Origin of the sequence: Saccharothrix espanaensis DSM 44229 (assembly GCF_000328705.1) — a bacterium.
In the GTDB taxonomy this organism is placed as follows: Bacteria; Actinomycetota; Actinomycetes; order Mycobacteriales; family Pseudonocardiaceae; genus Actinosynnema; species Actinosynnema espanaense.
The window spans coordinates 8957598-8982868 of record NC_019673.1 but is presented as its reverse complement, the minus strand read 5'-3'; the positions used below and the strand labels follow the sequence as shown (position 1 = coordinate 8982868).

The window sequence follows — 25271 nt, the reverse complement described above, 5'->3', positions numbered from 1 at the left end:
GCGACAAGAGGGGGGTGCATGGGGGACTTCTTCGCGGCCGCGCTCGCCTTCCCGACCGTCGTCCTTTCGATCCCGCTCGTCGTCGTGGTGCTGTTCTGGCTCTTGGCCGCGTTCGGGGTCGACCTGGACGGCGGGGTCGAACTCGCCTACGGGCTGGGCGGCGTGCCGACCAGCGTGGTGGTCTCCCTGCTGGTGCCGGTGGCGTGGTTCGCGTGCCTGGCGGGCACGACCCTGGTCGACGGCTTCGACATCGCGATCCTCGCCGGGTCGCTCGCGGTGGGCTACCTCGTCGCGCGGCTGGCCGTGATCCCGTTGCGGCACCTCTACCCCACGGTCGAATCCGCGTCGCGCAACGACTTCGTCGGCAAGGTGTGCGTGATCCGCACCGGCACGGTGACCGCGAGCTTCGGCCAGGCCGAGGTGACCGCCGACGACGGTTCGTCGGCGATCGTGCAGGTCCGCCAGGCCGGGCAGGACCCGCTGACCGCGGGCGTCACCGCGCTGATCTTCGACTACGACCAGGACGGCGAGTTCTTCTGGGTCGCCCCGATACCCACCTATCCGTTGGGGGAGCACTGATGGACGTCATCACCACCGGGTTCGGCATTCTGGTCGCCGTCGCCCTCGTCGTGGTCGTCGCGCTGCTGTTCATGATCAGCCGGCTGTTCCGCAAGATCGAGCAGGGCAAGGCGCTGATCATCTCCAAGGTGCGCAAGGTGGACGTGACGTTCACCGGCGCGATCGTGCTGCCGGTGCTGCACCGGGCCGAGATCATGGACATCTCGGTGAAGACGATCGAGATCCGCCGGGCCGGCACCGAGGGCCTGATCTGCCGGGACAACATCCGGGCCGACATCCGGATCACGTTCTTCGTGCGGGTGAACAAGACCGTCGAGGACGTCATCAAGGTCGCGCAGGCGATCGGCACCGCGCGCGCCTCCGACGAGGCGACCCTCCAGGAGCTGTTCAACGCCAAGTTCTCCGAGGCGCTCAAGACGGTGGGCAAGCAGCTCGACTTCGTCGACCTCTACACCAAGCGCAACGAGTTCCGCGACCAGATCATCGCCGTCATCGGCACCGACCTGAACGGCTACAGCCTGGAAGACGCGGCCATCGACTTCCTGGAGCAGACGCCGATGGCGCAGCTCAACCCGTCGAACATCCTGGACGCGCAGGGCATCCGCAAGATCACCGAGCTGACCGCCATCGAGCACGTGCGCACCAACGAGTTCCAGCGCGGCGAGGAGAAGGAGATCACCCGCCAGAACGTGGAGGCGCGGGAAACCATCCTCGAACTCGAGCGCCGCCAGGCGGACGCGGAGATCAAGCAGAAGCGCGAGGTGGAGACCATGCGGGCCCGCGAGGAGGCCGAGATCTCCAAGGTGCAGGCCGAGGAGCGGCTCAAGGCCACCGCCGCGAACATCCGCACCGACGAGCAGGTCGGCATCCAGCACGAGAACAAGACGCGCGAGATCGCCGTGGCGGAGAAGAACCGCGAGCGGGTGATCGCGATCGAGACCGAGCGCATCGAGAAGGACCGCCAGCTGGAGGTCATCGGCCGCGAGCGGGAGACCGAGCTGTCCCGGATCTCCAAGGACAAGGAGGTCGAGGGCGAGAAGCGGGCCATCGCCGAGGTGATCCGGGAGCGGATCGCGGTGGACAGGACCGTGGCCGAGCAGGAGGAGAACATCAAGCGGCTGCGCGCGGTCGAGGAGGCCGAGCGGCTGCGCCAGACCCTGGTCATCCAGGCCGAGGCCGAGGCGCAGGAGCACCTGGTCAAGGACATCAAGGCGGCCGAGGCGGCCGAGGCGGCGGCGAAGTTCAAGGCCCGCGAGGAGCTCCTGCTCGCCGAGGCCCGGCAGCAGGCCGCCGAGCTCGACACCCGCGCCATGATCCGGCTGGCCGAGGGCAAGCAGGCCGAGGCCGCCGCGTCGGGCCTGGCCGACGTGCAGGTGCGCGAGCGCGACGCGGAGGCGATCGAGAAGATCGGCCGCGCCGAGGCCGTGGTGGAGCGGGAGAAGGCGCTGGTGGTCGCCGAGGCGATCCGCGAGAAGCTCAAGGGCGAGGCGGAAGGTCTCGCCGACAAGGCGAACGCGATGGCCGCGCTGGACGGCGCGACCCGCGAGCACGAGGAGTACCGGCTGCGGCTGGAGGCCGAGAAGGAGATCCGGCTGGCCGACATCGACGTGCAGCGCCAGGTCGCGGAGTCGCAGGCCAAGGTGCTCGCGGCGGGTCTGGAGAAGGCCGACATCGACATCGTGGGCGGGGACAGCATGTTCTTCGACCGGGTGGTGGGCGCGATCTCGGTCGGCAAGAGCCTCGACGGGTTCGTGGACCACTCCGAGGTCGCCAAGACCCTGGGCGGCTCGTGGCTCAACGGAACCTCGGACTTCACCCAGGACATCGGCAAGATCCTCGGGTCGTTCGGCACCGGTGACCTGAAGAACCTCACGGTGTCCGCGGTGCTGCTCAAGCTGATCAACGCGGGCGGCCCGGACGAGGGCAAGCTGCGTGAACTGCTGGCCGCCGCGCAGCGGCTCGGTGTCGCCGAACGGCCGGTGGCCGCGCTGGCCGCCCAGTCGTGACGCCTCCCGTGGCGGCGGCTTCGGAGGTGTCCGCGACAGTGCCTGCTTCAGGGTCTGCTCCAGGGTCTGCTCCAGGGTCCGCGTCGCTGGACGCGGGCACCTACGAGGTGCTGAAGGCCCGGCTCGCCGAGCAGGCGGCCGGGCTCGCCCGCCGGGCGGAGGCGTTGAACGCGCGCCGGCTGGAGGTGTTCGGCAGCGCCGAGCTGACGCTGCTGGGCACCGAACGGATCCGCACCGGGAACAACTGCGTGCCGCGCGACTGCGTGTCGGTGTCCGCCGCGGACGAGCACGGCACGGCGGTGTCCGGGCTGATGTTGTTCGGCTACAACGTGTTCATCGGCCTCAAGCCGGAGACCACGGTCGACGACGTGTTCTCGCTGCACCGCTTCACCCGCGACGGTGACGCGTTCCGGTTCGAGGACGCCCACGACGAGCTGCCCGGTCTGCTGCGCGACCCGCAGTTCCAGCGCGACTTCGCCGAGCTGTACCGGTACTACCGGGACACCAGGCTGGTGCAGCTGCGCCGGGTCGAGGGCAGGCTGCTCGCGGTGTTCCAGACGGGCGCGCGGATCGGCGACACGAAGGTGCTGCGCTGGCAGATCGGCCTCGACGGCACGGTCAAGTACCTGGACAACCGGGGCGAGCGGGACCACGTCTTCCCGCCCTCGCACGACTTCGAGTGGACGCCGACCGCGCGCGAGCACCACGTGCTGGGCCGCCACCCGCACATCTCCATCGAGGACGAGGTCTTCGTGGAGACGGTCGGCGGCGACCTCACCATCAAGGTGGAGAACAACACCGAGACCGGCGAGGGCATCTACCGCGAACCGGTGGACGAGCCGTTGCAGTCGCTGGCCGACGCGGACGTCGAGTACGCGCGGGTGGGCACGCAGGTACTGCTGCGGATCCGCCCGTACAACGAGACCGCGTGGCGGCACCTGGTGTTCAACACCCGCACCAAGACCATCGTGCGGCTGGACGGCATCGGCCAGGCGTGCCAGCGGCTCCCCGAGGACCAGGGCCTGATCTTCCCGGGCGGCTACTACCTGGCCACGGGCGTCAGCAAGACGTTCGACACGGCCGTGGACGAGCTGGAGTTCGAGCGGGTCATCCGGTCGACCAACGGCGAGGACGTGCTCTACGTCTTCCACGCCCGTCGCGAGGGCCGTTCACTCCTGCTGCCCTACAACGTGATCCGCAAGGAAGTCTCCACCCCGCTGTCCTGCCACGGGTACTCGCTGTTCGACGACGGCACGATGGTCGTGTTCCGCGCCGAGGACGACGAGCCGACCCGCGTGCACCCGATGCAGGTCTGGCAGACGCCGTACCTGTCCGACACCTACGCCGCCGCCCAGCCGGTGGGCACCGGTCCGCTGGAACGGATCGGCAACGCCGACCTGGTGCGCGGCATCTCCGACTGCCTGTCGGTGTCCCGGGTGGTCGGCGAGATGACTGCGTCCGCGCCGGTGTTCGAGGACCTGATCGCCTCCTGCACCAGGGTGTTCGACGCCTACCACTGGCTGGGCGAGGCGGACCTGGGCGACCTGCGCACCCCGTTGACCGAGGTGCGGGCGACCGCCGAGCAGGTGCTCGACGAGTTCGAGACGGTGCAGGCGCTGACCGACCAGGCGGCCGCCGCGCTGGCCGAGGCGGACGCCGACGTCGCGGCGCTGATCCGGCACGCCCGCGGCGAGGTGCCCGGCGGCGCGCAGGCGTGGGTGCGCCAGTTGGCGGACCTGCGGGCCGCGCAGGGGCACCTGGTCACCTTGCGGGAGATGCGGTACGTCGACCTGGACCGGATCGACGCGCTGGTGGCGACGTTGTCGGAGGAGCTGGGCTCGTCGGCGCAGCGCGCGGTGGAGCACCTGCGCCGCGACGACGCGTTCGCCGGTTTCCACGAGCAGGTCGAGGCCCTGATGGGCAAGGCGGAGGCGATCCGCACGGTCGCCGAGGCGGCCCCGGTCACCGAGGAGCTGGCCGACCGCCGGCAGGGCCTGGAGGTGCTGACCGAGGTCGTCGGCTCGCTGGACATCGCGGACGCCACCGTGCGCACGTCGATCCTGGAGCGCATCGGCGAGGTGCTCGGCGGCCTGAACCGGGCACGGGCCACTGTGGACGGTCGGCGGCGCGACCTCGCGGCCACGGAGGGACGTGCCGAGTTCGCCGCCGAGTTCGCGCTGCTCGGCCAGGCCGTCACCGGCGCGCTCGCCGTCGCCGACACCCCGCAGCGCTGCGACGAGCAGCTCGGCAAGCTGCTGCTGCAACTGGAGAACCTCGAATCCCGGTTCGGCGAGTTCGACGACTTCCTGACCCGCCTGGGCACCAAGCGCACCGACGTCTACGAGGCGTTCTCCTCGCGCAAGCAGGCGCTGCTGGACGACCGGGCGCGGCGCGCGGACCGACTGGCCGCGTCCGCCGACCGGATCCTGGGCAGCGTCGTGCGCCGGGTCGCGTCACTGGCCTCGCTGGACGAGGTCAACACCTACTTCGCCACCGACCCGATGGTGACCCGGATCCGGGCGGTCGCCGACGAGCTGCGCGAGCTCGGCGACCAGGTGCGGGCCGAGGAGCTGGCCGGGCGGGTGCTGGCCGCGCGGCAGGAGGCGGGCCGCGCGCTGCGCGACCGGCTGGACCTGTTCGACGGCGACACGATCCGGCTGGGCCGGCACCGGTTCGCGGTCAACAGCCAGCCGCTGGACCTCACCCTGGTGCCCAAGGACGGCGGCCTGTCCTTCGCCGTCACCGGCACCGACTTCCGCGCGCCGGTCCGCGACGAGCGGTTCGCCGCCACCCGGCCGTTCTGGGACCAGCTCGTGGTGTCCGAGACCGCCGAGGTGTACCGGGCCGAGCACCTGGCCGCGGCGGTGCTGGCCGAGCAGCCGGTGGACGGCCTGCACGCCGCCGCCACCGACGGCCGGCTGCTCGACGTGGTCCGCGGGGTCGCGGAAACCCGGCTGGACGAGGGCTACGAACGCGGCGTGCACGACCACGACGCCGCCAAGATCCTGGACGCGTTGCTGCGCCTGCACGCCGGCGCGGGACTGCTGCGCTTCCCGCCGTCCGCGCGGGCCGCCGCGCAGGTGTTGTGGGCGCGCGCCGACGAGGACGACCGCACCCGGTGGACGCGGAGGGCCGTGTCGCTGGGCCGGGCCCGCACGATCTTCGGCCACACCGGGGCGATCGACGAGCTGTGCGCCGAACTGGCCGAGCGGGCCGGGGATCCGCTGGCCGGGGAGTACCTGTTCGAGGAGCTGTGCGCCACACCGCCCGGGTTCGTCACCAGCGCCGCCGCACGGGCGCTGGCCGACGAGTTTCACCGCGGGCTGGGCAACCGCAAGGACTTCGAGGACGACCTGCGCGCGTTCCCGGACCTCGACGACCGCAAGGCGCTGGTCGAGGGCTGGTACGAGGCGTTCCTGGGCGGCCGGGCGGAGCCCGACCTGCCCGAGGCGATCGCCCTGGAGCTGTGCCGCGACCTGCCGCGCTACGAGTCCTCCGCGCAGCTGGAGTCCACTGTAGACGGACTGCTGGGCGCCCACCCCCGGATCACCGGGCGGTCGCTGCTGCTGCGGCTGGACGAGGTGCTGACCCGCACCCGGCGGTTCCGGACCGAGCGGGTGCCCGCGTACCGCGACTACCAGCGGCTGCGCAACGAGCTGGTGGCCGCCGAGAAGCGCAGGCTGCGGCTGGACGAGTACCAGCCCAAGGTGATGAGCGCGTTCGTCCGCAACCGGCTGCTGGACGAGGTCTACCTGCCGCTGATCGGCGACAACCTGGCCAAGCAGCTCGGTGCGGCCGGCGACGCGAAGCGCACCGACCAGATGGGCCTGCTGCTGCTCATCTCCCCGCCCGGCTACGGCAAGACGACCCTGGTGGAGTACGTCGCCAACCGCCTGGGCCTGGTGTTCGTGAAGGTCAACGGCCCGTCGCTGGGCCACGACGTCATCAGCGTCGACCCGGCGGACGCGCCCAACGCCACCGCCCGCCAGGAGGTGGAGAAGATCTCGTTCGCGCTGGAGAGCGGCAACAACGTGCTGCTGTACCTGGACGACATCCAGCACACCTCACCCGAGCTGCTCCAGAAGTTCATCTCGCTGTGCGACGCCCAGCGCCGGATGGAAGGCGTGTGGGACGGTCGGACCCGCACCTACGACCTGCGCGGCAAGCGGTTCGCGGTGTGCATGGCGGGCAACCCGTACACCGAGTCCGGGCAGCGGTTCCGGATCCCCGACATGCTCGCCAACCGGGCCGACGTGTGGAACCTCGGCGACGTGCTGTCCGGCCGCGAGGACCTGTTCGCGTTGAGCTACATCGAGAACGCGCTGACCTCCAACGCCGTGCTGGCCCCGCTGTCCACCCGTGACCGCGGCGACATCGACCTGCTGGTCCGGATGGCCCGCGGCGAACAGGTGCGGGCCGACCGGCTCGTCCACCCGTACACGCCGGTCGAGCTGGAGCAGGTGCTCGGCGTGCTGCGCAAACTGGTGCGGGTGCAGGAAGTCGTGCTCGCCAACAACCAGACCTACATCGCCTCGGCCGCGCAGTCCGACGCCTCGCGCACCGAGCCGCCGTTCCAGCTCCAGGGCTCCTACCGGAACATGAACAAGCTCGCGGAGAAGGTCGTGCCGGTGATGAACGACGCCGAGCTGATGGCGGTCATCGACGACCACTACCTGGGCGAGGCGCAGACGTTGACCTCCGGCGCGGAGGCGAACCTGTTGAAGCTGGCCGAACTGCGCGGCACGCTCACCCCCGAGCAGGGCCGGCGGTGGGACGAGGTGAAAGCCGGGTTCCTGCGGGCCCGCGCGCTCGGCGGCTCGGACGACGACCCGGTGACCCGGGCCGTCGGCGCGGTCGGGCTGCTCGCGGACCGCGTGGGCGGCGCGATCGACCGGCTGGCCGAGCGCTAGTCGTCGCAGATGCGGTGGTCGAAGTCGACCTGCCGCCCGTGCACGTCCCGGAACTCGATGCGGGGCATGCCGTGCGCGCGCAGCCACGCGCACATCTCGCGCGTCGAGGTGGGGAACCGCCACGGCAGGCAGCTGCCGTCGGGCAGGCGGTCGAAGTCGCAGTCCTCGAAGTCGGGACGGCCGCGCGACGGCCGCGTCGTCGTGGTCTGCTCGGGCGGCGCGGTGTGCGGCGGCGCGGCGGGCACCTCGGTGGTCGTGGTGCGCGGCGGCGGCACGGGCTGTTGCGGCGGCGGGGCGACCAGGACGGGCGGCGGTGACGTGAGGACCGGCACGTTCGTCGTGTAGGTAGCGCTGAGCACACCCGGCTGCGCCGGGCTCAGGTCGACCCGGCGCACGTCGACCGGGCGCGGCTCGTTCACCGTGATCGCCAGTGTGACGACGGCCGCCGTCGCCAGCACACCCGTGATCCCGGCGAACGCGATCCGGCCGACCCTGCTCATCCCGTTGCACCCGCTCCAGACGGCACTCCCAGTTGGTCACGTGGAATCGTTCGGCTCGCTGAAGGCGTTACGCGGCGCGGTTTCCACCATCTCAACCGGTGCGGGCGCGGGCTCGCCGGCCGATCGGTCGCGGCACCGCCGACAAGGCCGTCCCGGCGTGACGACGGCCCGGTCAGCGCGCCGGACGCCGCCCACGCGGGTGGCAGCGTCGGGCCGAGCGGGGTGGTCGGGGATTGTTCGACATCACAGCTCCCCCTGGGCTGTTCGGCTCAGCGTATTGGGCCGATGAGACGTTCGTCGCACCGGTGGACCCCGGGCCGGTGCCTAGCATGAGCAACGTCCGGTGCGCCGATCCGCACCGCTTCCCCGAAGCACCGAGAGGTTCGCAGCCATGCTGTTCCGACGACTGCTGCCCGCGACCGCGGCGGTGGCCGCCCTGACCTTCGCCGCCGCGTGCGGTGGCGCTTCCGACGACACCATCGAGGGCAAGGCCGGGGACGGCCGCCTCACCATCGGCATCCGGTTCGACCAGCCCGGGATGGCGCAGCGCAGGCTCGACGGCAAGTACGTCGGTTTCGACGTGGACGTGGCGAAGTACGTGGCCCAGCAGTTCGGGGTGCCGGAGTCCGGCATCACCTGGAAGGAAGCCAGGTCCGCCGACCGGGAGAGGCTGATCGCCGACGGCCAGGTGGACTTCGTCGTCGCCACCTACTCCATCACCGACAAGCGCAAGGAGCAGGTGGCCTTCGCCGGGCCGTACTTCCAGACCGGCCAGGGGCTGCTGGTGCGCTACACCGACGGCGACATCAGCGGCCCGGAGGCGTTGAACGGCAAGAAGCTCTGCTCGGTGACCGCCTCGACCTCCGCGCAGAAGGTCAAGTCCGAGTTCGCGCAGGCCGCGCAGCTCGTGGAGTACGGCCAGTACTCGGACTGCGTGATCGCGCTGCTCGCGGGCAAGGTCGACGCGGTCACCACCGACCAGGCGATCCTGGCGGGCTACGTCGCGGAGAACCCGGAGCTGCTCAAGCTGGTCGGCAAGCCGTTCACCACCGAGAAGTACGGGGTGGGGCTGGCCAAGTCCGACGCCGAGGGGCGGTCCGCGGTCAGCGCGGCGATCGAGAAGATGGTCTCCTCGGGCGAGTGGCGGCGGGCGCTGGAGCGCAACATCGGCCAGTCGGGGGTCGAGCTGCCGGACCCGCCGCAGGTCACCGAGAAGTGAGGCCCCGGTTGTTCACCCGGGTGTAGTTCAGTGGTAGTGCTGGGCGTGGTCAACCGATACGCTCGCCTGCGCAGGCCGTGGTTTCTGTGTTCGTGTCTCACGCTCGCGGAACGACACGCGGGCGTGCGTTCCCTGCCGGTGGCGGCGGGGGAAACGCCGGCGGGACGGCCGGGGTTGCACGGTGTAGCCCCAAGCTTTCCTGCGATGGAGGCAGGTACATGGCACTGGGCACTGTCAAGTGGTTCAACTCCGAGAAGGGCTTCGGCTTCATCGCCCAGGAGAACGGCGGGCCGGACGTGTTCGTCCACTACTCGGAGATCCAGGGTCAGGGCTTCCGCACCCTGGAGGAGAACCAGCGGGTCGAGTTCGAGATCGGCCAGGGCACCAAGGGTCCGCAGGCCCAGAACGTGCGCAAGGTCTGATCTTCCCTTCGTGACGGCAGGCCCCCGACCGCGTGCGGTCGGGGGCCTGCCGCGGGTGGGACCAGTGGTGCCACGGGGTTTCCGGGCCGGTGCGCGACGGGCGGACCCGGCGCGTTCCCATCGGTGGGAAAGGGCGGCCCCGCCCGGGGCGGGAAGTGCGGTCTGCCCCGGTCGAGCACTGCTCGTGGCGTGCCCGGCGGTGTCGGGCGGGCGTGGGTCTAGAAGCCGCGCTGGCGGGCTTCCCACTCCAAGCGCTGCATGACCCACTCCGTGGCGAGTGCCTGCGGCGAGGTCTGCCGTTCGGCGGCCAGCTCCTTGAGCTGTTCGTTGGCCATGAGCTGGAGGCGGAGCTGGTAGACCTGCGCGTTGCCGAAGCTGTTGCCGGCCGTGGTCTCGGCGTCCACCGTCTCGGGCGCGAGCGCCGCCAGGTACGAGGTCAGCTCCTCGTCGGGCAGGGATTCTTCCTGCTCCTTGCCGGACGGGCGGTGGCGGCCGGACTTGTTGCGACCTAGCGATCCAAGAGGCACCGCGCCACGATAACGGTTGCGTTGCGGAACGCATCAAACTGTGGCTTGGGTCACAGCTGTGTGCATGGAGAGGCCCCCGCGCCAGGGGGAGGAACGCGGGGGCCGGAGGGGATCTCCACAGGTGCTGACCGGGGGTGTGTCAGCAATTCGGATTGTTGCACGTGCACGTGGGCCTGGGGAGTGGGTTGGCGCGAAATCTTCAGGTAGTCGACGGGTGGAACCCGCGCAGGCGCAGGCTGTTGGTCACCACGAAGACACTGGAGAAGGCCATCGCGGCACCCGCCAGCATGGGATTCAGCAATCCGAGGGCGGCCAGTGGCAAACCCATAACGTTGTAGGCGAACGCCCAGAAAAGATTTCCCTTGATGGTGCGCAGGGTCCGCCGGGCCAGCCGGATGGCGTCCGCCGCCACCCGCAGGTCGCCGCGGACCAGGGTCAGGTCGCCCGCCTCGATCGCCACGTCCGCCCCGGTGCCCATCGCCAGCCCGAGATCGGCGGTCGCCAGGGCGGGGGCGTCGTTCACCCCGTCGCCCACCATCGCCACCACCCGGCCCTCGGCCTGAAGCCGCCGCACCACGTCCACCTTCTCCGCCGGCAGCACGCCCGCGATCACCTCGTCGATGCCGACCTCGGCCGCCACCGCCTCGGCCACCACCTGGTGGTCGCCGGTCAGCAGCACCGGGCGCAACCCGAGCGCGCGCAGCTCGCGGACCGCCTGCGCGCTGGTCGGCTTCACCGCGTCGGTCACCGACAGCAGACCCAGCGGCTCGTCGTCCACGGCCACCGCGACCACCGTGCGGCCCTTGCGCCGCTCCTGCGCCGCCAGCTCGTCCAACGACTCGGGCAACGCCACCAGGCTCGGCCGCCCGGCCGTCACGCGACGGCCGTCCAGGACCGCGGTGACACCCAGGCCCTCCCGGTTGACGAACCCGGTCACCTCGGGCAGCACCGGCACCTCGGCCCGCGCGCCGCGCACCACGGCCGCAGCGATCGGGTGCTCCGACCCCAGCTCCACCGCACCCGCGACGGTCAGCAGCTCCGCGCGGGTCACGCCCGCCGCCGGCAGCACCTCCACCAGGTCCAGCCGGCCCGTGGTGACCGTCCCGGTCTTGTCCAGCACGACCGTGTCCACCCGCCGGGTCGACTCCAGCACCTCGGGGCCCTTGACCAGGATGCCCAGCTGCGCGCCCCGGCCCGTGCCGACCAGCAGCGCGGTCGGCGTCGCCAGGCCCAGCGCGCACGGGCACGCGATCACCAGCACCGCCACCGCCGCGGTGACCGCGAACTCCAGCGGCCGGCCGGCGAGCAGCCAGCCGGCCAGCGTGAGCACCGCGACGCCCAGGACCACCGGCACGAACACCGCCGAGATCCGGTCCGCCAGCCGCTGCACCTCGGCCTTGCCGGACTGGGCCCGCTCGACCAGCCGCGCCATCCGGGCCAGCTGGGTGTCCCGGCCGACCCGGGTCGCCTCGACCACCAGCCGGCCGCCCGCGTTGACCGTGCCGCCGACGACCTGGTCGCCCGGTTCGACCTCGACCGGCACCGACTCACCGGTCACCAGCGACCGGTCCACCGCCGACGACCCGTCGACCACTAGGCCGTCCGTGGCGATCCGCTCACCCGGACGTATGACGAACCGCTGACCCGACCTGAGCCGGCTGATCGGGACGCGCGTCTCCACGCCGTCCTCGACCACCGCGACGTCCTTCGCGCCCAGCTCCAGCATCGCCCGCAGCGCGGCACCCGCCCGGCGCTTCGACCGGGCCTCCAACCAGCGCCCCAGCAGCAGGAACACCGTCACGCCGACGGCGACCTCCAGGTAGATGTCACCGGTCGTGGACGGGCGCGGGACCAGGCTGAACTCGTGCCGCATGCCCAGCGCGCCGGCCTCGCCGAACACCAACGCGTAGAGCGACCACAGGTAGGAGACGATCACGCCCATCGACACCAGGGTGTCCATCGTGCTCGCGCCGTGCCGGGCGTTCACGGCGGCCGCCCGGTGGAACGGCCAGCCGCACACCCACACCACCGTGGACGCCAGCGCCAGCGCGAACCACTGCCAGCCGGGGAACTGCCACGCCGGGACCATGCTGAGCACGACCACCGGGGCGCCCAGGGCGGCCGCGATCGCGACCCGCTCCCCGAGTTCGCCCGCGCGGTCCTCCTCGGGCCGCTGCGGACTCGCCCCGTAGCCGGCCGTCTCCACCGCCGAGACCAGGTCGGCCACCGCCGTGCCGGCCGGGAACTCGACACTGGCCCGCTCGGTCGCGTAGTTGACCGAGGCGGTCACGCCGTCGAGCTTGTTGAGCTTGCGCTCGACCCGGTTCGCGCACGACGCGCACGTCATGCCGGTGATCGCCAGCTCGACGCGGCGGGCGGTCTCCGCGGGCATCAGCCGACCAGCTCGTAGCCCGCCTCGGTGACCGCCGCGCCGACCTCGTCGGCGGTCAGCTCGCGGGTGCTGGTCACGGTGACCGCGCCGGTCGCGAGCTGCACGTCGACCCCGGTCACGCCGGCCACCGCGGTCAGCTCCTCGGTGACCGAACTCGCGCAGTGCCCGCAGGTCATGCCGTTGACGGTGTAGGTGGTGGTGACGGACATGAGCCCCTCGTTCCTCTAGGTGCGGCCGCCACCGATGATACCCCTAGGGGGTAGGGCTATCGTCCGGCGGGACCTCCAGCGAGGTGATCTCGCCCTCCAGCCGCACGACCAGCTCCTCCAGGCCCGCCAGCATGCCGTCCAGCTCGGTCATCTTGTCGTTCATCATCGCGTCGATGTCCGCCTCGATCGACGCCAGCGACAGGTTGCCGAACAGCAGCTGCGGGTCGACCGGGGGGACCGCGCCGGGCCGCCCGGGAGCGTCGGCGGCGTCGGTCGGCGTGTCGGCCGCAGTGCCCTCGGTCGTGCCCTCGGTCGTGCTCGCAGTGGCGTCGGCGGTGGCGTCGGCGGCGGGCTCGGTGGTGTCGCCGGGCGCGGGTTCGGGCGCGGGGTCCGGGTGCGGGACGGCCGTCGGGCCGGTGGTGGCGTCGGCCGGGGTTCCGGGCCGCGGGTCGGCGGCCGGTGCCGCCTCGGCGCGGTCGGCGGATGCGTCCCGGGGGGACTCGGCGGGCTGCGGACGGGAGTCCGGGTCGGTCATGGGTCCACCCTCTCGTTGTTCGCGCCAAGCACATCACGGGCTGCTTGACACCAGGTCGTCTACACGGAAAGTGACACTGCGTTGCCTTGGAATCACTCTGCGGGGGGCTGCGGTGGTTCGACGGGCTCGCTTAGCCTCGCGCCAACCTCAAGTCGGGGAGGCGTCATGAGCGGGTCTCTTGAAGTACGTCAGTTCCTGTGGAACCAGGACGACGTCATGTCCAGGCCGGGCGGTGGGGTGCCCGTGCAGCGGACCGGTGAACCATCGCGGATCTCGGACGACCAGGTCCACCGCGCGCGGCTGTCCGTGGCCCGCGGCGCGACCAGCGCCGAGGACTGCCGGCTGCTGCTCGACATGCTCGGGCTGTCACCGGGTGAGGACGGGGGCACACCACCCGTTCAACGGTAGGAGCGCCAGGTGAGCGGCCCATCCGAGACGCGCACCCCCCGGAGGCGCGTCTCGGGTGGGCCACTTCGGAACCTACCGAGCGGTCTGTTTCGGGGCAATGACCGGACGGCACATTTCCGTCCGGTCCGGGTCCTTGCGCGGCGACGCGCGGGCGCGAAGGCTGGGCGGCGCATCGACCGCACACCAGCCCGGAGCCGTGATGCCGCAGCAGCACCGCGCGCAGGCCACCCGTGAGGCGATCCTCCGGGCCGCGGCCGAGGAGTTCGACCGACTGGGGTACGAGGGCGCGCCGCTGAGCGTGATCCTGGACCGCAGCGGCGTGACCAAGGGCGCGTTCTACTTCCACTTCACGTCCAAGCAGGCGCTGGCCTCCACCATCGTCCAGGTGCAGGACGACGCGTGGCCGGTGCTGGCGCGCGCCTGGCTGGGCCGGGGGCTGGACCCGCTGCGGACCATGGTCGGGATGTTCGACGAGGCCGTGGTGCTGCTGTCCCGCGACGTCGTGCTGCGGGCCGGCGTGCGGCTGGCCGCCGACCGCGAACTGGGCTACCCGGGCCTGGCGAGCGCGCACCTGCGCTGGGAGAAGGTCCTCGCCGACCTGCTGTTCGCGGCCCGCGACGAGGGCCAGTTGCGGCCCGGCGTCGACCCGGAGTCGGCGGCCCGCGCGGTGACCGCCGCGGCCCTGGGAGCCCGGTTGATCTCGACCGCGACCTCCCGGTGCGCGGATTACCCGGAGCGGATGCGCGAGATCTGGCGGTTCTTGCTGCCGGGGCTCACCACGGAGGAGTGGTGCGCCGCCGCAGAGCGGATGTTCGCTGCCCCAGACGTTTTATGACGGTGTTATGGGACGGTTTCCGCCGCTGCGACGTCAACAGAACCCCTGGTCCGGTCGGGTGGGGCGATTCGGGTCTCGGCCGAACTCACCGCCCGTGAGCACGCCGCCGTCGCGTCCCTGATCGGCCGCTCCGGGTTTGACCGGAGGATTTGCGTCTTCCGGGCCCGCGCGCCTCGGGTACGTCCTGTGCTCTGTGCGGCGGGACGATCTGGCGCAGCGGGACAAGCCTCGGCCGACGAGTGGTCCGACGAGTGGTCCGCTGAGGCGCTCGACATGCTTGCCGGAGGCCGCGCGGGCCGGGTTCACGGCCGGTCCGGAGGCCGCGCGGGGCGCGTTCGCGGCCGGTCCGGCGGCTGCGGGCCGGCCTGAACGGGGAAGGAATCGCAGGTCAACAACGTCGGGCACCCCCCGTTTTGGAGTAGATGGCACCCGTGCCCTATGCTTACGATGCTTCCACCGGACAGCGTGGAGGGCCTGGGAAGAAGGTGGCCCGAGAGGCTGCTGGAGGAACTGGGTCCCCATCGTCTAGCGGCCTAGGACCCCGCCCTTTCAAGGCGGTAGCGCGGGTTCGAATCCCGTTGGGGGCACGTAGTACGGTAATACCGCAGTAAGCAAGGCCCAGTGGCGCAGTTGGTTAGCGCGTCGCCCTGTCACGGCGAAGGTCGCGGGTTCGAGTCCCGTCTGGGTCGCAAGGCTGTTCGGCTGCACGGCCGGGCCGCTACCTGGCCAGGTAGCTCAGTTGGTACGAGCGACCGCCTGAAAAGCGGTAGGTCGGCGGTTCGACCCCGCCCCTGGCCACCAGCTCACGGAAAAGCCGCACAAGGAACCTTGTGTGGCTTTTCTGCTTTTCACCGGTCGAATCGCAGCACCGCCAGCGCCTGGTCGTCGTGCACTTTCGACCGCCGCCACCGGACCCGTTCCGGGTCATTCGCCTCGGCTTCCCGGACCGCGTCGAGCACCGCCTCGGGTCCTTTTGCGAACGTGATGTCCACCACTGACTGCCAATCCGGGAAGAGTCCGTAGTCGTCCACCCCGCACGAAACGCCGTCGGTCGCCATCAGGACGGTGTGCACCTCGTCACGCGGCCAGGACCGGCGGACCGCCCGGTGCGCGGCGGCCGGGTCGGCCTCGGCGACCCAGAACCCGCCCTCGCGGTTGCGCCAGCGGGTGATCTCGGTGACTTTTCCGCGCAGGTTCCGCAGCCGGTCGTCCGACACGACTTCGGTCTTCGCCCCGAACACGACCACTGGACTGTCCGCGAGCACCAGCGCGTCGACGGTGTCGTCGGTCCAGCGCACGATGGCGACCGTGGACGACGGCGCGTCGCCGGGGGTCAGGTCGTGCGCGGCGGCGAGCCGGGCGATGGCGTCGGCCAGGTCGTCGGCCAGGTCGCCGCGCAGCCCGCCGTCGAGCAGCAGCGCGGCGAGGTGCGCGGAGTGCCAGCCGCCGTCGCGCTCCCTCGGGGTGGGCGAGGTCGCGCCGTCGAGGAGGACGACCGCGTGCTCCAGCACGACGATCCGGTCTTCGGTGGGCCTCGGCGCGCCGTCCAAGCCGACCCCGGCGCGCTCGGCGGTGGTGATCTCGGGCATCGACTTCGAGCCTAGCGTCAACGTGGGTTGACAACTTCGGGTTTGTCAACCAGAGTTGACGCCATGACGGAGGCAACCGAACTCGCCTCGGCGGCGGGCGACCAGGACCCCCGGGTCGGGCTGCGGGCGGTCAGCGCGTTGCGCAGGCTGCTCGAACAGCTCGAAGCGGTCCAGGTGCGCAACGCCCGCGTCCGGGGCTGGTCCTGGCAGGAGATCGCGGCGGAACTCGGCGTGAGCCGACAGGCCGTCCACAAGAAGCACGGGGGAAGCCGATGATCGCCGAACGGTTTACCAAGGACGCCCGGCAGGCCGTGCACGACGCGGTCAAGGAGGCGCAGAACGCGTCCGCCGGCGAGATCGGGCCCGAGCACCTGCTGCTCGCCCTGCTCGACACGCCGGTTCTCGCCTCGTTCGACGTGCCCCGCGACGCGGTCGAGACCGCGTTGCGCGACGCCCGGCGCAAGGGCGGGCTCAGCTCCGCCGACGCGGAGGCGTTGCGCGGGCTGGGGATCGACGTGGACGAGATCGTCGCGTCGGTCGAGCGGTCGTTCGGCGAAGGCGCGCTGGCCGGCGGCGCCAAGCGCAAGCGGTGGCCGTTCGGGGGGCACCTGCCGTTCAACGCGGCGGCCAAGCAGACGTTGGTGCGCGGCCTCGCCGAAGCCCGTGACCTCGGCCACGGGACCCTCGGCAAGGAACACCTGGTGCTGGCGCTGCTGTCGGCGAACGGGCTGCCGGCCGAGGTGCTGGCGGCCCGGGGCGTGCGGTACCCGGAGGTCAGGAAGCGGGTCGCGAACCCGCCCAGGTGACCAGCGGCAGGAACGCCTGGGTCAGCGGCCCGATCGACAACGCGTACAGGACCGTGCCGACGCCGATCGTGCCGCCCAGCAGCCAGCCGCCCGCCAGCACGGTGAGTTCCACCACCGTCCGCACCAGGCGCAGCGAGGTGCCGGTCCGCGCGCAGAAACCCGTGGTCAGGCCGTCGCGCGGGCCGGGACCGAGGCGCGCGCCGATGTAGACGGCGGCGGCCAGGCCGTTGAGCACGATGCCCGAGACCAGGAACACGATGCGGACCACCAGGTCCGACGGGGTGGGCAGGAACGCGAGCGTCACGTCCACGGCGACGCCGATCAGGAAGACGTTCGCGATCGTGCCCACACCGGGCCGTTGTCTGAGCGGGATCCAGCAGAGCAGGACCAGTGCGCCGACGAGGATCGTGATCGTGCCGAAGCTCAAGCCGGTGCGCTTGGTCAGGCCCTCGTGCAGCACGTCCCAGGGGTCCAGGCCGAGCGTCGCGCGGATTTGCAGCGCCATGCTCGTGCCGTAGAGCCAGAGCCCCGCCACGAGCTGCGGGACGCGGCGGACGGGTGACACGGAGACGGGGACCTGGGTGAGCGCTGCGAGCATGTGGCCCATCGTCCGCCCGGATTGGCTTTGTTTTCCAGAGCCAAAGTTGAATAATTGGCCTTATGAACCACGACGTCCCACCAGGTGGACGTATATCCGGATTCCGGCTCGCCCGCCTGCTCGGCGAGTGGCGACGCCGCGGCGCCCGCCAGGGCTCCGCGGACCTGGCCGCCGCGATCCGGATGCTCGTCCTGGACGGCCGGCTGCCCGCCGGCACCCGCCTGCCCGCCGAGCGCGAGATGGCCGACGCGCTGCCCGTCAGCCGGACCATGATCACCGCGGCGCTGGACCAGCTGCGCTCCGAGGGGCTCGTCGCCAGCAGGCGCGGCGCCGGGTCGTGGATCAGCCTGCCCACCGGGTCGCTCGGCATCGTGCCGGACACCCCGCTGGTCGGGCAGAGCATGGTCGACTTCGCCCGCGCCGCGCCGCCCGCCATCCCCGGCATGCTCGCCGCGTTCGACTCGGTCCGGCTGCGGCTGCCCGAGCAGCTCGTGGACCACGGGTACTACGAACACGGCCTGCCCGAACTGCGCCGCCGGATCGCCGCCCGGTACGAGGCGCGCGGGCTGCCGACGTCACCGGACCAGATCGTGATCACCAGCGGGGCGCAGCACGCCCTCGCCCTCGCGCTGCGGCTGCTCACCGGACCCGGCGACCGGGTGCTGGTCGAGCAGCCCAGCTACCCGAACGCGCTGGACGCGATCAAGGCCGTGTCCGCCATCCCGGTGCCGGTCGCCATGACCCGGACCGGGTGGGACCTGGCCGGCATCGCGGCGGCGTTCCGCCAGGCCGCGCCGAGGATGGCGTACCTGGTGCTCGACTTCCACAACCCCACCGCGCACCGGCTCGACGCGGAAGGCCGCGCGGAACTGGCCGACATCGCGCGGCGGGCGCGCACCCCGCTGGTGATCGACGAGACCGTGGTGGAACTGGACCTGGACGGCGACCCGCTCGACGGGCCGCCGCCGATGGCGTCGTACGCGGAAGACCTGGTGGTCACCCTGGGCTCGGCGAGCAAGGCGTACTGGGGCGGCCTGCGGATCGGCTGGATCCGGGCGACACCCGAGGTCGTGCACCGCCTGGTGTCCACCCGGACCGCGCTGGACCTGGGGTCGGCGGTGGTCGAGCAGATGGTGCTGGCGGACCTGATGGCCGACCCGAACGCGGCACTCGCGGGCCGGCGGGCGCTGCTGGCGACGCAGCGGGACGTGCTGATGGCCGGGTTGCGGGAGCACTGTCCACAGTGGCGGTTCCGGCGACCGGCGGGAGGGCTGAGCGTGTGGTGCGAACTCGACGCGCCGATCAGCACGCGAGTCGCGGTCGTGGCCCAGAACCACGGGATCCGCCTGGCTCCGGGGGCCCGCTTCGGAGCACACGGCGGCTTCGAACGCTGGCTGCGCCTCCCGTACGTCCTGCCGGCCGACGTCCTGCGCGAAGCCGTCCGCCGCCTGGGCCTGGTAGCCGCGTCCGTCAACGGCACCACCCTGACCGGCGAAGCCGACGCCACCATGCCCGTCGCCTGACCGCCCCCGTACGCACAACCCGACCGGATCCGACCCGGCCCGGCCCGGCCCGATTCGACCTGATCCGGCAGGCCAGCGCGTGGGCGCGGTGATTCGGAGGGGATGGGCCGCTGGCGCGGCGCGGCGCTCGGGGGGCGGCGGTGGGTGCGCGGCGGTGGGTGCGCGGCGGTGGGTGCGCGGCCGTTGCGCGATGGCGCGGGGCGCGGGCGCGAGTGCCGAGGGCGGCCGCAGGTGGGCTGGGGGCGGCTAGCTCCGGCGCGGGCCGCGCGGGCGGCGCGGGTGCGTGACGCGGGTGGGGCGGCGGCGCGCTGGGCGGGTGGGGCGGCGGCGCGGGCTTGTGTGCGTTGAGGGTGTGAGCGGGGGCTGGGTGGGTTGTGGTGTGTGCCTTTGGCCGTGGGTGCCTCCTTCCTTCTGTCCGGCAACGAAATGTGTTATCTCGAAAGTTCCCGGAGTACGGGGATTTCTTTGATGTTCGCTCTATCGGGTGGATTTTGACTACGCGAGGCTCGATCGGGTGAAGGGGGATTAACTCCATCGGGCTCCGGCGCAGCCCCTCGTTGGGCCGGAGCCCGATGGTGTCCGTGGACCTGCGGCGGGGACGTTCCAGGGAGGACATCCCCGACCGCAGGTTCCCGTGGGACCCCGTCGGCACAGGGGCAGTGTGGCGACGGGATCGTGCCCGTTCCTGCTGGGGCGCGGTCGGCAGGAACGGGAAGCTTTTTCGGGGGGTGCGTGGAAGGTGCGTCACGCGGGTGGTGCGAGGAGAGGAGAGGTGACGGAGCGGGCGGTGTTCGTCCTGCTTCTGGGCAGGACTGTGCCGTTCTGCTCAGTCGGGTGACGTGCTGGGCAGGCCTTGGACGCTGCCCGGGGAACGGCCGTCCTCGCGCTGCTCGACCGACCACACCGACGGCGGGATCAGGCCGGACTGGCTGGTCGCCGACGCGATCACGCCACCGCGGTGGCCGCCGTTCGAGCTGTCGTGCCCACAGGACGACGCCGTGGTCGGCGCGGTCGGTGCCGGGGCCTGTTGCGGTGCCGGGGCGGTGGGTGCGGGTTCCGGGTTCTCCCACGTCACCAGCGGCTCGGCGGCGGGCTCGTCGTCCGACGTCGCCTGGGCCGGGGGCGGTGCGTACTGGGGGATCGCGGTCACCGGGGACTGCGGGACGGTGACGGGCTGGACGGGGGCCGGCGCCGGTTCCGGTGCGGGCGGGACGTCCTGGGGTTGTTGCGCGGCTTGGCGGGCCGCGACCTTCGCGGCGACCTTCGCCTCGTACACCGGCGCGGGCAGGGTGTTGGTCACCGTGCCCGTCCTCGTGTCGGCGCGGGCTTCGGTGCCGCCGCTGAAACTGGTCGGCTCGTCGTCGGGAACCGCCGCCGCCACCGTCACCGGGGATGCCATGTGGACCGCCTGGCCGGCGTCCACGGTCGGCGTCACCGGGACGGGCGCGAGCATCGACGGCTCCAGGACGACGGGCTGCGCCAGGTGTTCGGTGAAGATCACGTCCAGCAGCTCCGCGGTCGCGGTGCGCGGTGGGTCGATCGCGATGTTCACCACGTCGAGCGTCGTCGACACCTCGTCCGGGTGGTTCTGATCCTCGGCCGCTGCGGCACCCGTGCCGAGCAGCCAGGCCGTCGTGGCCAATCCGCCCACCGCCAGCGCCCGGAGCAGCAGAGATCCGCTGCGGCGCACCGCGTCGGGGACTGCCACTGGGGATCACCACCGTTCCGGGTACGGCGAACGGGACGGACCGTTCGAGGTCGACGTTCTGCCATGTCTAGCACTGGTCACCGCGTTTTCGAACGTTCTGGCACGGAACCCACCCGTAAGGGCGGTGTCGTGCGGCTGTCCGGGTAACCGCGCCCGTCCGTGAACACCGTCCGTCGTGTTCAGCGCATCGGGTGACCACAACGAGCGTCCGGTGTGGACAGCGGGCAGGTTGTCCGGTGTGGACAGCTCCGACGTCATCTCGCTGCCGGAACTCGCCGAGTCCTGGCGCGCCGAGCACCCCGACCTGGCGGTGCACGATCCCGGCGGGCCCGGTGAGTGCCTGGTCCGTTCAGGTGAACTGCTGATCCGATCGGACGGCGTTCCGGTGGCCGTGGACCGGTTGCGCCGTTGGGTGGACCGGGTGGACGCAACTGCGGAGCCGGGCTTCGTCCGGATCCGGTTGCGGGCCGGCGAGCACCCGGTGCGGATCGCCGCGGACAGCGGGCTCGACGTCGCGCCCAACCACGTGCACGTCGGCAGCCCCATCATGATCGGCACCGCCCGCCCGCTGCCCGCACCGGCCGACGCGCCGCCCCCGCCGCCCGACGAGACCTGGCCCGTCACCGTCGCCGTGCTCGACACCGGGTTGGACCCGCACCCGTGGTTCGCCGACCGGAGCTGGTTCGCCGCCGTGCCCGAGGTGCTCGACGCGGACGGTCGTCCGGGGCAGGACCGGCAGGCGGGGCACGGCACGTTCGTGACCGGTGTCCTGGTGCGTCACGCGCCCGGCGTCCAAGTGCGGCCCCGGCGGGTGTTGTCGTCGCTCGGCCTGACCGACGATCTGACCGTCGCGCGCGGCCTGCGCGCGGTGCGCGGGGCGGATGTCGTGCTGCTCACGGCGGGCTGCCACACGGCCGACGACCGCTGCCCTCCCGTGCTGCGGCACGAGGTCGGGAGGCTGGACGGGGTGGTCGTGGCCGCTGCGGGCAACGGCGGCACCTCGCGCCCGGTGTGGCCGGCGGCGCTGCCGGAGGTGGTGGCGGTCGGTGCGGACGCGGCGTTCTCCAACCACGGGCCGTGGGTCGACGCGATCGCGCCGGGGGTGGATGTGACCAGCAGTTTTGTCTGGTTGACGGCAGGGGGAAGGCGGCGGGGTGCGGAGGGACGGGGTGCGGAGGGGCGGGAGTATGGCTGTGCGCGGTGGAGTGGGACGTCGTTCGCCGCTCCGCGCGTGGCGGCTGACCTCGCGCGGCTGTTGCACGAAGGGGTCTCCCAGGCCGACGCCGTTGACGCTGTCCGCCGGGCCGGCATCGAGCGGGCGGTGAGCGCCCAGGCCGTGACTGGGTGAAACGGCCTGGGCGGTCGGCTAGCCCGCGCCCACGCAGGTGAAGCCCAGGTCGCCGTGCTTCTCCTGGGCTTGGGCAAGCGTTTGCGCCGGGGTGTCCAGGTGGGCGTGGAGGTCGAGCATGAGCCCGACGACGCGATCGTCGGGCACCGGCCGCACGCTCGCGACCACCGCCCGCACGCCGCGCCGCACCAACGCGTTCGCCAGGCCCGAATCGCACGCCGACAGCACGACCACCGAAGGCGCGTTCCGGAGGTGGTCGAAGTCGTACCCGTGCAGTGGCCCGCCTTCGAGTTCGAGGTGCGAGAACAACGGCAGATCTGTTCGCCGGACGCCGTGCGCGGCAATGTGCACGACGTCCGCGCGGGCCATTTCCGACAATGCCGAAGCGGCGGTCCCGGCCCGTTCTCCGCCGTGTGCGCGCTGGAGCGCGTCGATTTCCTGTTCGGCGAAGCCGAGGTTCGGGCCGGCCACCCAGAGCCGGCGGTCGACGGCGAGCGGTGTCCGGGACGCGGCCAGCCAGTCGGTCGCCGACGGGGCGACCGAGACCGGGCGGCCGCGCGCGGCGGGCAGCGCGGCCCACGGCACCCGGGCCACCTCCTGGCTGGGCACGATAACCAACGGGCGCTCGCCGGCCGGGGTCAGCAGCGCGTTCAGGTGGTCGACGGCGGGGCGGTTCTCCTTCAGCTCCAACGATGTCGCGTGGGCGGCGGTGGTCCGGGCGTCGCCGAGGTCGTGCAGGCGGAACCGGCCGGCGGTGATCGACACCGCGACGAGCCGGCTTCGGTGGTGGACGAACACGAGCATCGCGTTCTCGTCCAACGCGTCCGCGAGTTCGTCGAGCCGAACGGGTGGCCGCTGGGTGGTGCCCGCGGCCAGGGAGAGCCGGCGGACCTCCCGTTCCAGCGCGACGATCCGGGCGTGGTCGCCCCGGGTCCTGGCCGATCTCAGCTCGGTCAACGGACGTGCGGTGTCGGTGGTCGGGGCGGGGGTTTGGGTGTGCCGGCGTTCTGCCCAGCGGACGACCGCGCGGGCGTCCTGGCAGCTCAGGGCGTGGTCCAGGGCGGTGTCGGCGAGTTCCGTGCCGGGCCACGTGTCGGCGGTGTGCAGGCGCAGTCCCGCGTGGCACGCCGCCGCGGCCGCGCGCCTGGTCGTCGCGGTGCGGGCGCGGGCCAGCCAGCCGATCGCGCGTGACCTCGGCGTGCCGCGGTGCCGGGGGATCCGGTCCGGTGCGGTGGTGAGGTGCAGTTCGGCGGCTTCGTCGTGGTGGCCCTGCTCCGCGCAGGTCCGGGCGGTCCTGGCGGGCGTGCCCGGCCGTCCGGCCTGGAGCGCCGCGGCCTGGGCGGCGGGGATCCACCGGGTGCGGCCCTGGGCGGTGAACAGCGCCTCGGCGTGGTCGGCGTAGCCGCGCGCGGCGCGGGAATCGTTGTCCCGCACCGCACAGCGGGCCGCCAAGAGCAGGGCCTCGGGCAGTCGGGAGCCCCGGTCGCAGCCGGTGAGCAGGGTGATCGCGGGATGCAGGACGTCCCTGGCCTCGCGGACCAGGCCGATGTCGAGGAGGGCCTGGGCGCGGTCCACCAACGCCTCCGGGCGGCTCGACGTGCGCAGGCCCTCGCGGGCGGCCTGCTCGTAGTGCCGCAGCGCGGTGGGGGTGCGGCCGGCGAGCATCGCGGCGAAACCCCTGTTGTGCAGGCACATCGCGGCCCGCACCGGTTCGTCCAGCGCGGTCAGCAGGGCGTGCGCGGCGGTGAAGTCGGCGTCCGCCCCGACCGGGTCGCCGGCGTGGGCTCGGGCGATGCCGCGTCCGGTCAGGGCGTTGGCCAGCCAGCGGCGGTCGCCGTGGCGGCGCAGGGAGCGCACCGCCAGGGTGAGGCCAGCGGCGGCCCGGCGCGGGGCTTCCTGCTGGCACAGCAGGAGTCCGCGCAGGCACTGCGCCCTCGCGCGGGCCAACCCGGTGAACGCGGTCGCGTCGAGGTGCCGGGCGCAGGTCTCCGCGTCGCCCCGGTCGAGGGCGATCCACGCGGCGGTCAGGTGGACCTCCGGGTCGTCGCCGCCGGCCAGGGTCCGGGTGGTGAGGTGGTGGGCGGCGCGCAGCCGGCCCTGCTCGACCAGGGCCAGGGCGCGTTCGTGGTGCGGCGCGGGGGTCATGCGACGAACCAGCGGGTCGAGAGGTCGGGCCGGCCCTCGTCGCGGAGCACGAACCGGACCGGGCCCGGCGGGACGTGGTCGACGTGGAACCAGCCGGTCGGGTCGACCGGTGTCGTGCGCGAGCCGCCCGGCCACGCGGTCACCGCGTGCGTGCCGGTGCGGGCCAGGCCGGTGGCGCGCAGGCCCGTCCCGGTGGGTTCCAGCCGCAGGTCGAGGTCGGCGAAGCGCAGGGTGCGGACCCGGCACGTGCCGCGCATCCCGGTGTCGGCGGTGTGCGCGGAGTCGGTGATCAGCCGGGTCAGGGCCGCTCCGGCGCGTTCGGCGAGGGCGGCACTGGCGAGCGCGGCCAGCGAGTGCGGCGGCGGGTCGAGGCGGTCGAGCAGGTCGGCGAGCGCGTCCAGCAGGGGCCGGTCGGTCATCGGACGACCTCCATCCGCGCCAGCCGGCGGCGCAGGACGTCCAGGCAGCGGCCGCGGGTCGGCCCCAGGCTGTTCGACGGGATGCCGACGGCCGCCGCCACCTGCTGGAACGGCATCTCCGGCGCGAAGGCGAACAGGTGCAGGATCTGCCGGCAGCGGTCGGTGAGCCCGGTGTAGGCGCGCCACAGGTGGGAGTCGGTGTCGAGGTCGACCACCAGGTCCTCCGGGGTCGGGTCCTCGTCGACCGAGTCCCACAGGTCCACCGGTTGTTCCCGGCCGCGCAGGCGGAGCACCGCCAGCGACTCGCGGCGGGCGGTCGTGGCGAGCCACGCGCTGAGCCGCTCCGGGTTCCGGATCGTGGTCAGGTTCTCGGCCAGGATCAGCCACACCGCCTGGTTGACGTCCGCCGCGTCCTCCGGGCTCAGCCGGTGCGAGCGGGCCACCGCCCACACCAGCCGGATGTGCCGGTCGATGATCTCCTGCCACGCGTGCTGGTCGCCGGCGTGGGCGAGGGCCAGCAGCTCGGCGTTTGGTTGATCTTGCATGGTGGTGTGAGGGTTCCTCGGCCCGGCCGGATCCCGGTGCCGCCCGAA

General features: G+C 72.4%; 22 protein-coding genes and 3 tRNA genes. 14 read left to right on the top strand and 11 right to left on the bottom strand.

Annotated elements, in window-relative coordinates; all coding sequences use genetic code 11:
• Positions 1-18: 18 nt before the first annotated feature.
• Genes BN6_RS39570 through BN6_RS49895 form a run of 3 tightly spaced genes read left to right on the top strand, consistent with a single transcriptional unit; the run spans position 19 to position 7495 of the window.
• Entirely contained in the window at positions 19-579 is a 561-nt protein-coding gene (locus BN6_RS39570) for a hypothetical protein (RefSeq protein ID WP_015105494.1), read from the top strand.
• Positions 579-2585, top strand: coding sequence for an SPFH domain-containing protein (locus BN6_RS39565; RefSeq protein WP_015105493.1), 2007 nt, complete (start codon positions 579-581; stop codon positions 2583-2585). The genes BN6_RS39570 and BN6_RS39565 overlap by 1 nt, the downstream gene beginning before the upstream one ends.
• Before the next feature lie 38 nt (positions 2586-2623).
• Positions 2624-7495: a DNA repair ATPase gene (locus tag BN6_RS49895; protein WP_015105492.1), complete on the top strand. Its 4872-nt coding sequence runs from the start codon at positions 2624-2626 to the stop codon at positions 7493-7495.
• On the opposite strand, the gene BN6_RS39555 is transcribed toward BN6_RS49895, so the two are convergent.
• Complete coding sequence (locus BN6_RS39555; protein WP_015105491.1) at positions 7492-7995, bottom strand: hypothetical protein; 504 nt, start codon at positions 7993-7995, stop codon at positions 7492-7494. The genes BN6_RS49895 and BN6_RS39555 overlap by 4 nt on opposite strands.
• Before the next feature lie 391 nt (positions 7996-8386).
• On the opposite strand from BN6_RS39555, the gene BN6_RS39550 reads away from it, so the two are divergent.
• Both BN6_RS39550 and BN6_RS39545 read left to right on the top strand, forming a co-directional pair.
• Positions 8387-9214, top strand: coding sequence for a glutamate ABC transporter substrate-binding protein (locus BN6_RS39550; RefSeq protein WP_015105490.1), 828 nt, complete (start codon positions 8387-8389; stop codon positions 9212-9214).
• A gap of 218 nt (positions 9215-9432) precedes the next feature.
• Complete coding sequence (locus BN6_RS39545) at positions 9433-9636, top strand: cold-shock protein (RefSeq protein WP_015105489.1); 204 nt, start codon at positions 9433-9435, stop codon at positions 9634-9636.
• A gap of 218 nt (positions 9637-9854) precedes the next feature.
• Here the strand turns inward: BN6_RS39545 and BN6_RS39540 are convergent, their stop codons facing one another.
• From BN6_RS39540 to BN6_RS47200, 4 genes are all read right to left on the bottom strand, one after another.
• Complete coding sequence (locus tag BN6_RS39540) at positions 9855-10163, bottom strand: hypothetical protein (RefSeq protein WP_015105488.1); 309 nt, start codon at positions 10161-10163, stop codon at positions 9855-9857.
• Positions 10164-10362: 199 nt separating this feature from the next.
• Entirely contained in the window at positions 10363-12555 is a 2193-nt protein-coding gene (locus tag BN6_RS39535) for a heavy metal translocating P-type ATPase (RefSeq protein WP_015105487.1), read from the bottom strand.
• Entirely contained in the window at positions 12555-12764 is a 210-nt protein-coding gene (locus BN6_RS39530; RefSeq protein WP_015105486.1) for a heavy-metal-associated domain-containing protein, read from the bottom strand. Before BN6_RS39530 ends, BN6_RS39535 begins: the two co-directional genes overlap by 1 nt.
• Positions 12765-12807: 43 nt before the next feature.
• On the bottom strand, positions 12808-13299 hold the full coding sequence (locus BN6_RS47200) for a hypothetical protein (RefSeq protein WP_015105485.1): 492 nt from the start codon (positions 13297-13299) through the stop codon (positions 12808-12810).
• Positions 13300-13464: 165 nt separating this feature from the next.
• Here BN6_RS47200 and BN6_RS39520 point away from each other — a divergent pair, with 165 nt between their 5' ends.
• From BN6_RS39520 to BN6_RS39500, 5 genes are all read left to right on the top strand, one after another.
• The gene (locus BN6_RS39520; protein ID WP_015105484.1) at positions 13465-13707 is read left to right on the top strand and encodes a hypothetical protein; all 243 of its coding nucleotides are present in this window, start codon (positions 13465-13467) and stop codon (positions 13705-13707) included.
• 199 nt (positions 13708-13906) lie between these two features.
• The gene (locus BN6_RS39515; protein ID WP_015105483.1) at positions 13907-14542 is read left to right on the top strand and encodes a ScbR family autoregulator-binding transcription factor; all 636 of its coding nucleotides are present in this window, start codon (positions 13907-13909) and stop codon (positions 14540-14542) included.
• 514 nt (positions 14543-15056) lie between these two features.
• Positions 15057-15129 (top strand) — tRNA-Glu (locus tag BN6_RS39510).
• A gap of 28 nt (positions 15130-15157) precedes the next feature.
• A tRNA-Asp gene (locus tag BN6_RS39505) sits at positions 15158-15231 on the top strand.
• Between the two features lie 35 nt (positions 15232-15266).
• Positions 15267-15343, top strand: a tRNA-Phe gene (locus BN6_RS39500).
• 47 nt (positions 15344-15390) lie between these two features.
• Here the strand turns inward: BN6_RS39500 and BN6_RS39495 are convergent.
• Positions 15391-16131 (bottom strand): protein phosphatase 2C domain-containing protein, encoded by a 741-nt coding sequence (locus BN6_RS39495; RefSeq protein ID WP_015105482.1) that lies wholly within the window; start codon positions 16129-16131, stop codon positions 15391-15393.
• A 63-nt stretch (positions 16132-16194) separates the two neighbouring features.
• Between BN6_RS39495 and BN6_RS39490 the strand changes: the two genes are divergently transcribed.
• Both BN6_RS39490 and BN6_RS39485 read left to right on the top strand, forming a co-directional pair.
• Positions 16195-16407, top strand: a complete 213-nt coding sequence (locus BN6_RS39490) for a helix-turn-helix domain-containing protein (RefSeq protein WP_041315643.1) — start codon at positions 16195-16197, stop codon at positions 16405-16407.
• Positions 16404-16937: a Clp protease N-terminal domain-containing protein gene (locus tag BN6_RS39485; protein WP_015105480.1), complete on the top strand. Its 534-nt coding sequence runs from the start codon at positions 16404-16406 to the stop codon at positions 16935-16937. Before BN6_RS39490 ends, BN6_RS39485 begins: the two co-directional genes overlap by 4 nt.
• Here BN6_RS39485 and yczE read toward each other — a convergent pair.
• Entirely contained in the window at positions 16906-17544 is a 639-nt protein-coding gene (yczE, locus tag BN6_RS39480) for a membrane protein YczE (RefSeq protein ID WP_015105479.1), read from the bottom strand. The two genes, BN6_RS39485 and yczE, sit on opposite strands and share 32 nt — an antisense overlap.
• A 53-nt stretch (positions 17545-17597) precedes the next feature.
• Between yczE and yczR the strand changes: the two genes are divergently transcribed.
• Entirely contained in the window at positions 17598-19058 is a 1461-nt protein-coding gene (gene yczR, locus BN6_RS39475) for a MocR-like transcription factor YczR (RefSeq protein ID WP_015105478.1), read from the top strand.
• An 826-nt stretch (positions 19059-19884) separates the two neighbouring features.
• Here yczR and BN6_RS39470 read toward each other — a convergent pair.
• Positions 19885-20766 carry a hypothetical protein gene (locus tag BN6_RS39470; protein WP_015105477.1) on the bottom strand — a complete coding sequence of 294 codons (882 nt, stop codon included), beginning with the start codon at positions 20764-20766 and terminating at the stop codon, positions 19885-19887.
• Between the two features lie 238 nt (positions 20767-21004).
• Between BN6_RS39470 and BN6_RS39465 the strand changes: the two genes are divergently transcribed.
• Positions 21005-22114 (top strand): S8 family peptidase, encoded by a 1110-nt coding sequence (locus tag BN6_RS39465; RefSeq protein ID WP_231904862.1) that lies wholly within the window; start codon positions 21005-21007, stop codon positions 22112-22114.
• Between the two features lie 18 nt (positions 22115-22132).
• Here BN6_RS39465 and BN6_RS39460 read toward each other — a convergent pair whose 3' ends face one another.
• Genes BN6_RS39460 through BN6_RS39450 form a run of 3 tightly spaced genes read right to left on the bottom strand, consistent with a single transcriptional unit; the run spans position 22133 to position 25223 of the window.
• Positions 22133-24259 carry a CHAT domain-containing protein gene (locus BN6_RS39460; protein WP_015105475.1) on the bottom strand — a complete coding sequence of 709 codons (2127 nt, stop codon included), beginning with the start codon at positions 24257-24259 and terminating at the stop codon, positions 22133-22135.
• The gene (locus BN6_RS39455) at positions 24256-24678 is read right to left on the bottom strand and encodes a hypothetical protein (RefSeq protein WP_015105474.1); all 423 of its coding nucleotides are present in this window, start codon (positions 24676-24678) and stop codon (positions 24256-24258) included. The genes BN6_RS39460 and BN6_RS39455 overlap by 4 nt, the downstream gene beginning before the upstream one ends.
• Positions 24675-25223 carry an RNA polymerase sigma factor gene (locus BN6_RS39450; RefSeq protein WP_015105473.1) on the bottom strand — a complete coding sequence of 183 codons (549 nt, stop codon included), beginning with the start codon at positions 25221-25223 and terminating at the stop codon, positions 24675-24677. The genes BN6_RS39455 and BN6_RS39450 overlap by 4 nt, the downstream gene beginning before the upstream one ends.
• Positions 25224-25271 lie beyond the last annotated feature (48 nt).

What these genes read in the sequence shown, in the direction of transcription:
- BN6_RS39455 (WP_015105474.1), bottom strand. Translation starts at nt 24,678, where the DNA reads ATGACCGACCGGCCCCTGCTGGACGCGCTCGCCGACCTGCTCGACCGC.
- BN6_RS39450 (WP_015105473.1), bottom strand. Translation starts at nt 25,223, where the DNA reads ATGCAAGATCAACCAAACGCCGAGCTGCTGGCCCTCGCCCACGCCGGC.
- BN6_RS39530 (WP_015105486.1), bottom strand. Translation starts at nt 12,764, where the DNA reads ATGTCCGTCACCACCACCTACACCGTCAACGGCATGACCTGCGGGCAC.
- BN6_RS39460 (WP_015105475.1), bottom strand. Translation starts at nt 24,259, where the DNA reads ATGACCCCCGCGCCGCACCACGAACGCGCCCTGGCCCTGGTCGAGCAG.
- BN6_RS39555 (WP_015105491.1), bottom strand. Translation starts at nt 7,995, where the DNA reads ATGAGCAGGGTCGGCCGGATCGCGTTCGCCGGGATCACGGGTGTGCTG.
- yczR (WP_015105478.1), top strand. Translation starts at nt 17,598, where the DNA reads ATGAACCACGACGTCCCACCAGGTGGACGTATATCCGGATTCCGGCTC.
- BN6_RS39545 (WP_015105489.1), top strand. Translation starts at nt 9,433, where the DNA reads ATGGCACTGGGCACTGTCAAGTGGTTCAACTCCGAGAAGGGCTTCGGC.
- BN6_RS39570 (WP_015105494.1), top strand. Translation starts at nt 19, where the DNA reads ATGGGGGACTTCTTCGCGGCCGCGCTCGCCTTCCCGACCGTCGTCCTT.
- BN6_RS39550 (WP_015105490.1), top strand. Translation starts at nt 8,387, where the DNA reads ATGCTGTTCCGACGACTGCTGCCCGCGACCGCGGCGGTGGCCGCCCTG.
- BN6_RS39565 (WP_015105493.1), top strand. Translation starts at nt 579, where the DNA reads ATGGACGTCATCACCACCGGGTTCGGCATTCTGGTCGCCGTCGCCCTC.
- BN6_RS39485 (WP_015105480.1), top strand. Translation starts at nt 16,404, where the DNA reads ATGATCGCCGAACGGTTTACCAAGGACGCCCGGCAGGCCGTGCACGAC.
- BN6_RS47200 (WP_015105485.1), bottom strand. Translation starts at nt 13,299, where the DNA reads ATGACCGACCCGGACTCCCGTCCGCAGCCCGCCGAGTCCCCCCGGGAC.
- BN6_RS39515 (WP_015105483.1), top strand. Translation starts at nt 13,907, where the DNA reads ATGCCGCAGCAGCACCGCGCGCAGGCCACCCGTGAGGCGATCCTCCGG.
- BN6_RS39490 (WP_041315643.1), top strand. Translation starts at nt 16,195, where the DNA reads ATGACGGAGGCAACCGAACTCGCCTCGGCGGCGGGCGACCAGGACCCC.
- yczE (WP_015105479.1), bottom strand. Translation starts at nt 17,544, where the DNA reads ATGGGCCACATGCTCGCAGCGCTCACCCAGGTCCCCGTCTCCGTGTCA.
- BN6_RS39495 (WP_015105482.1), bottom strand. Translation starts at nt 16,131, where the DNA reads ATGCCCGAGATCACCACCGCCGAGCGCGCCGGGGTCGGCTTGGACGGC.
- BN6_RS39535 (WP_015105487.1), bottom strand. Translation starts at nt 12,555, where the DNA reads ATGCCCGCGGAGACCGCCCGCCGCGTCGAGCTGGCGATCACCGGCATG.
- BN6_RS39520 (WP_015105484.1), top strand. Translation starts at nt 13,465, where the DNA reads ATGAGCGGGTCTCTTGAAGTACGTCAGTTCCTGTGGAACCAGGACGAC.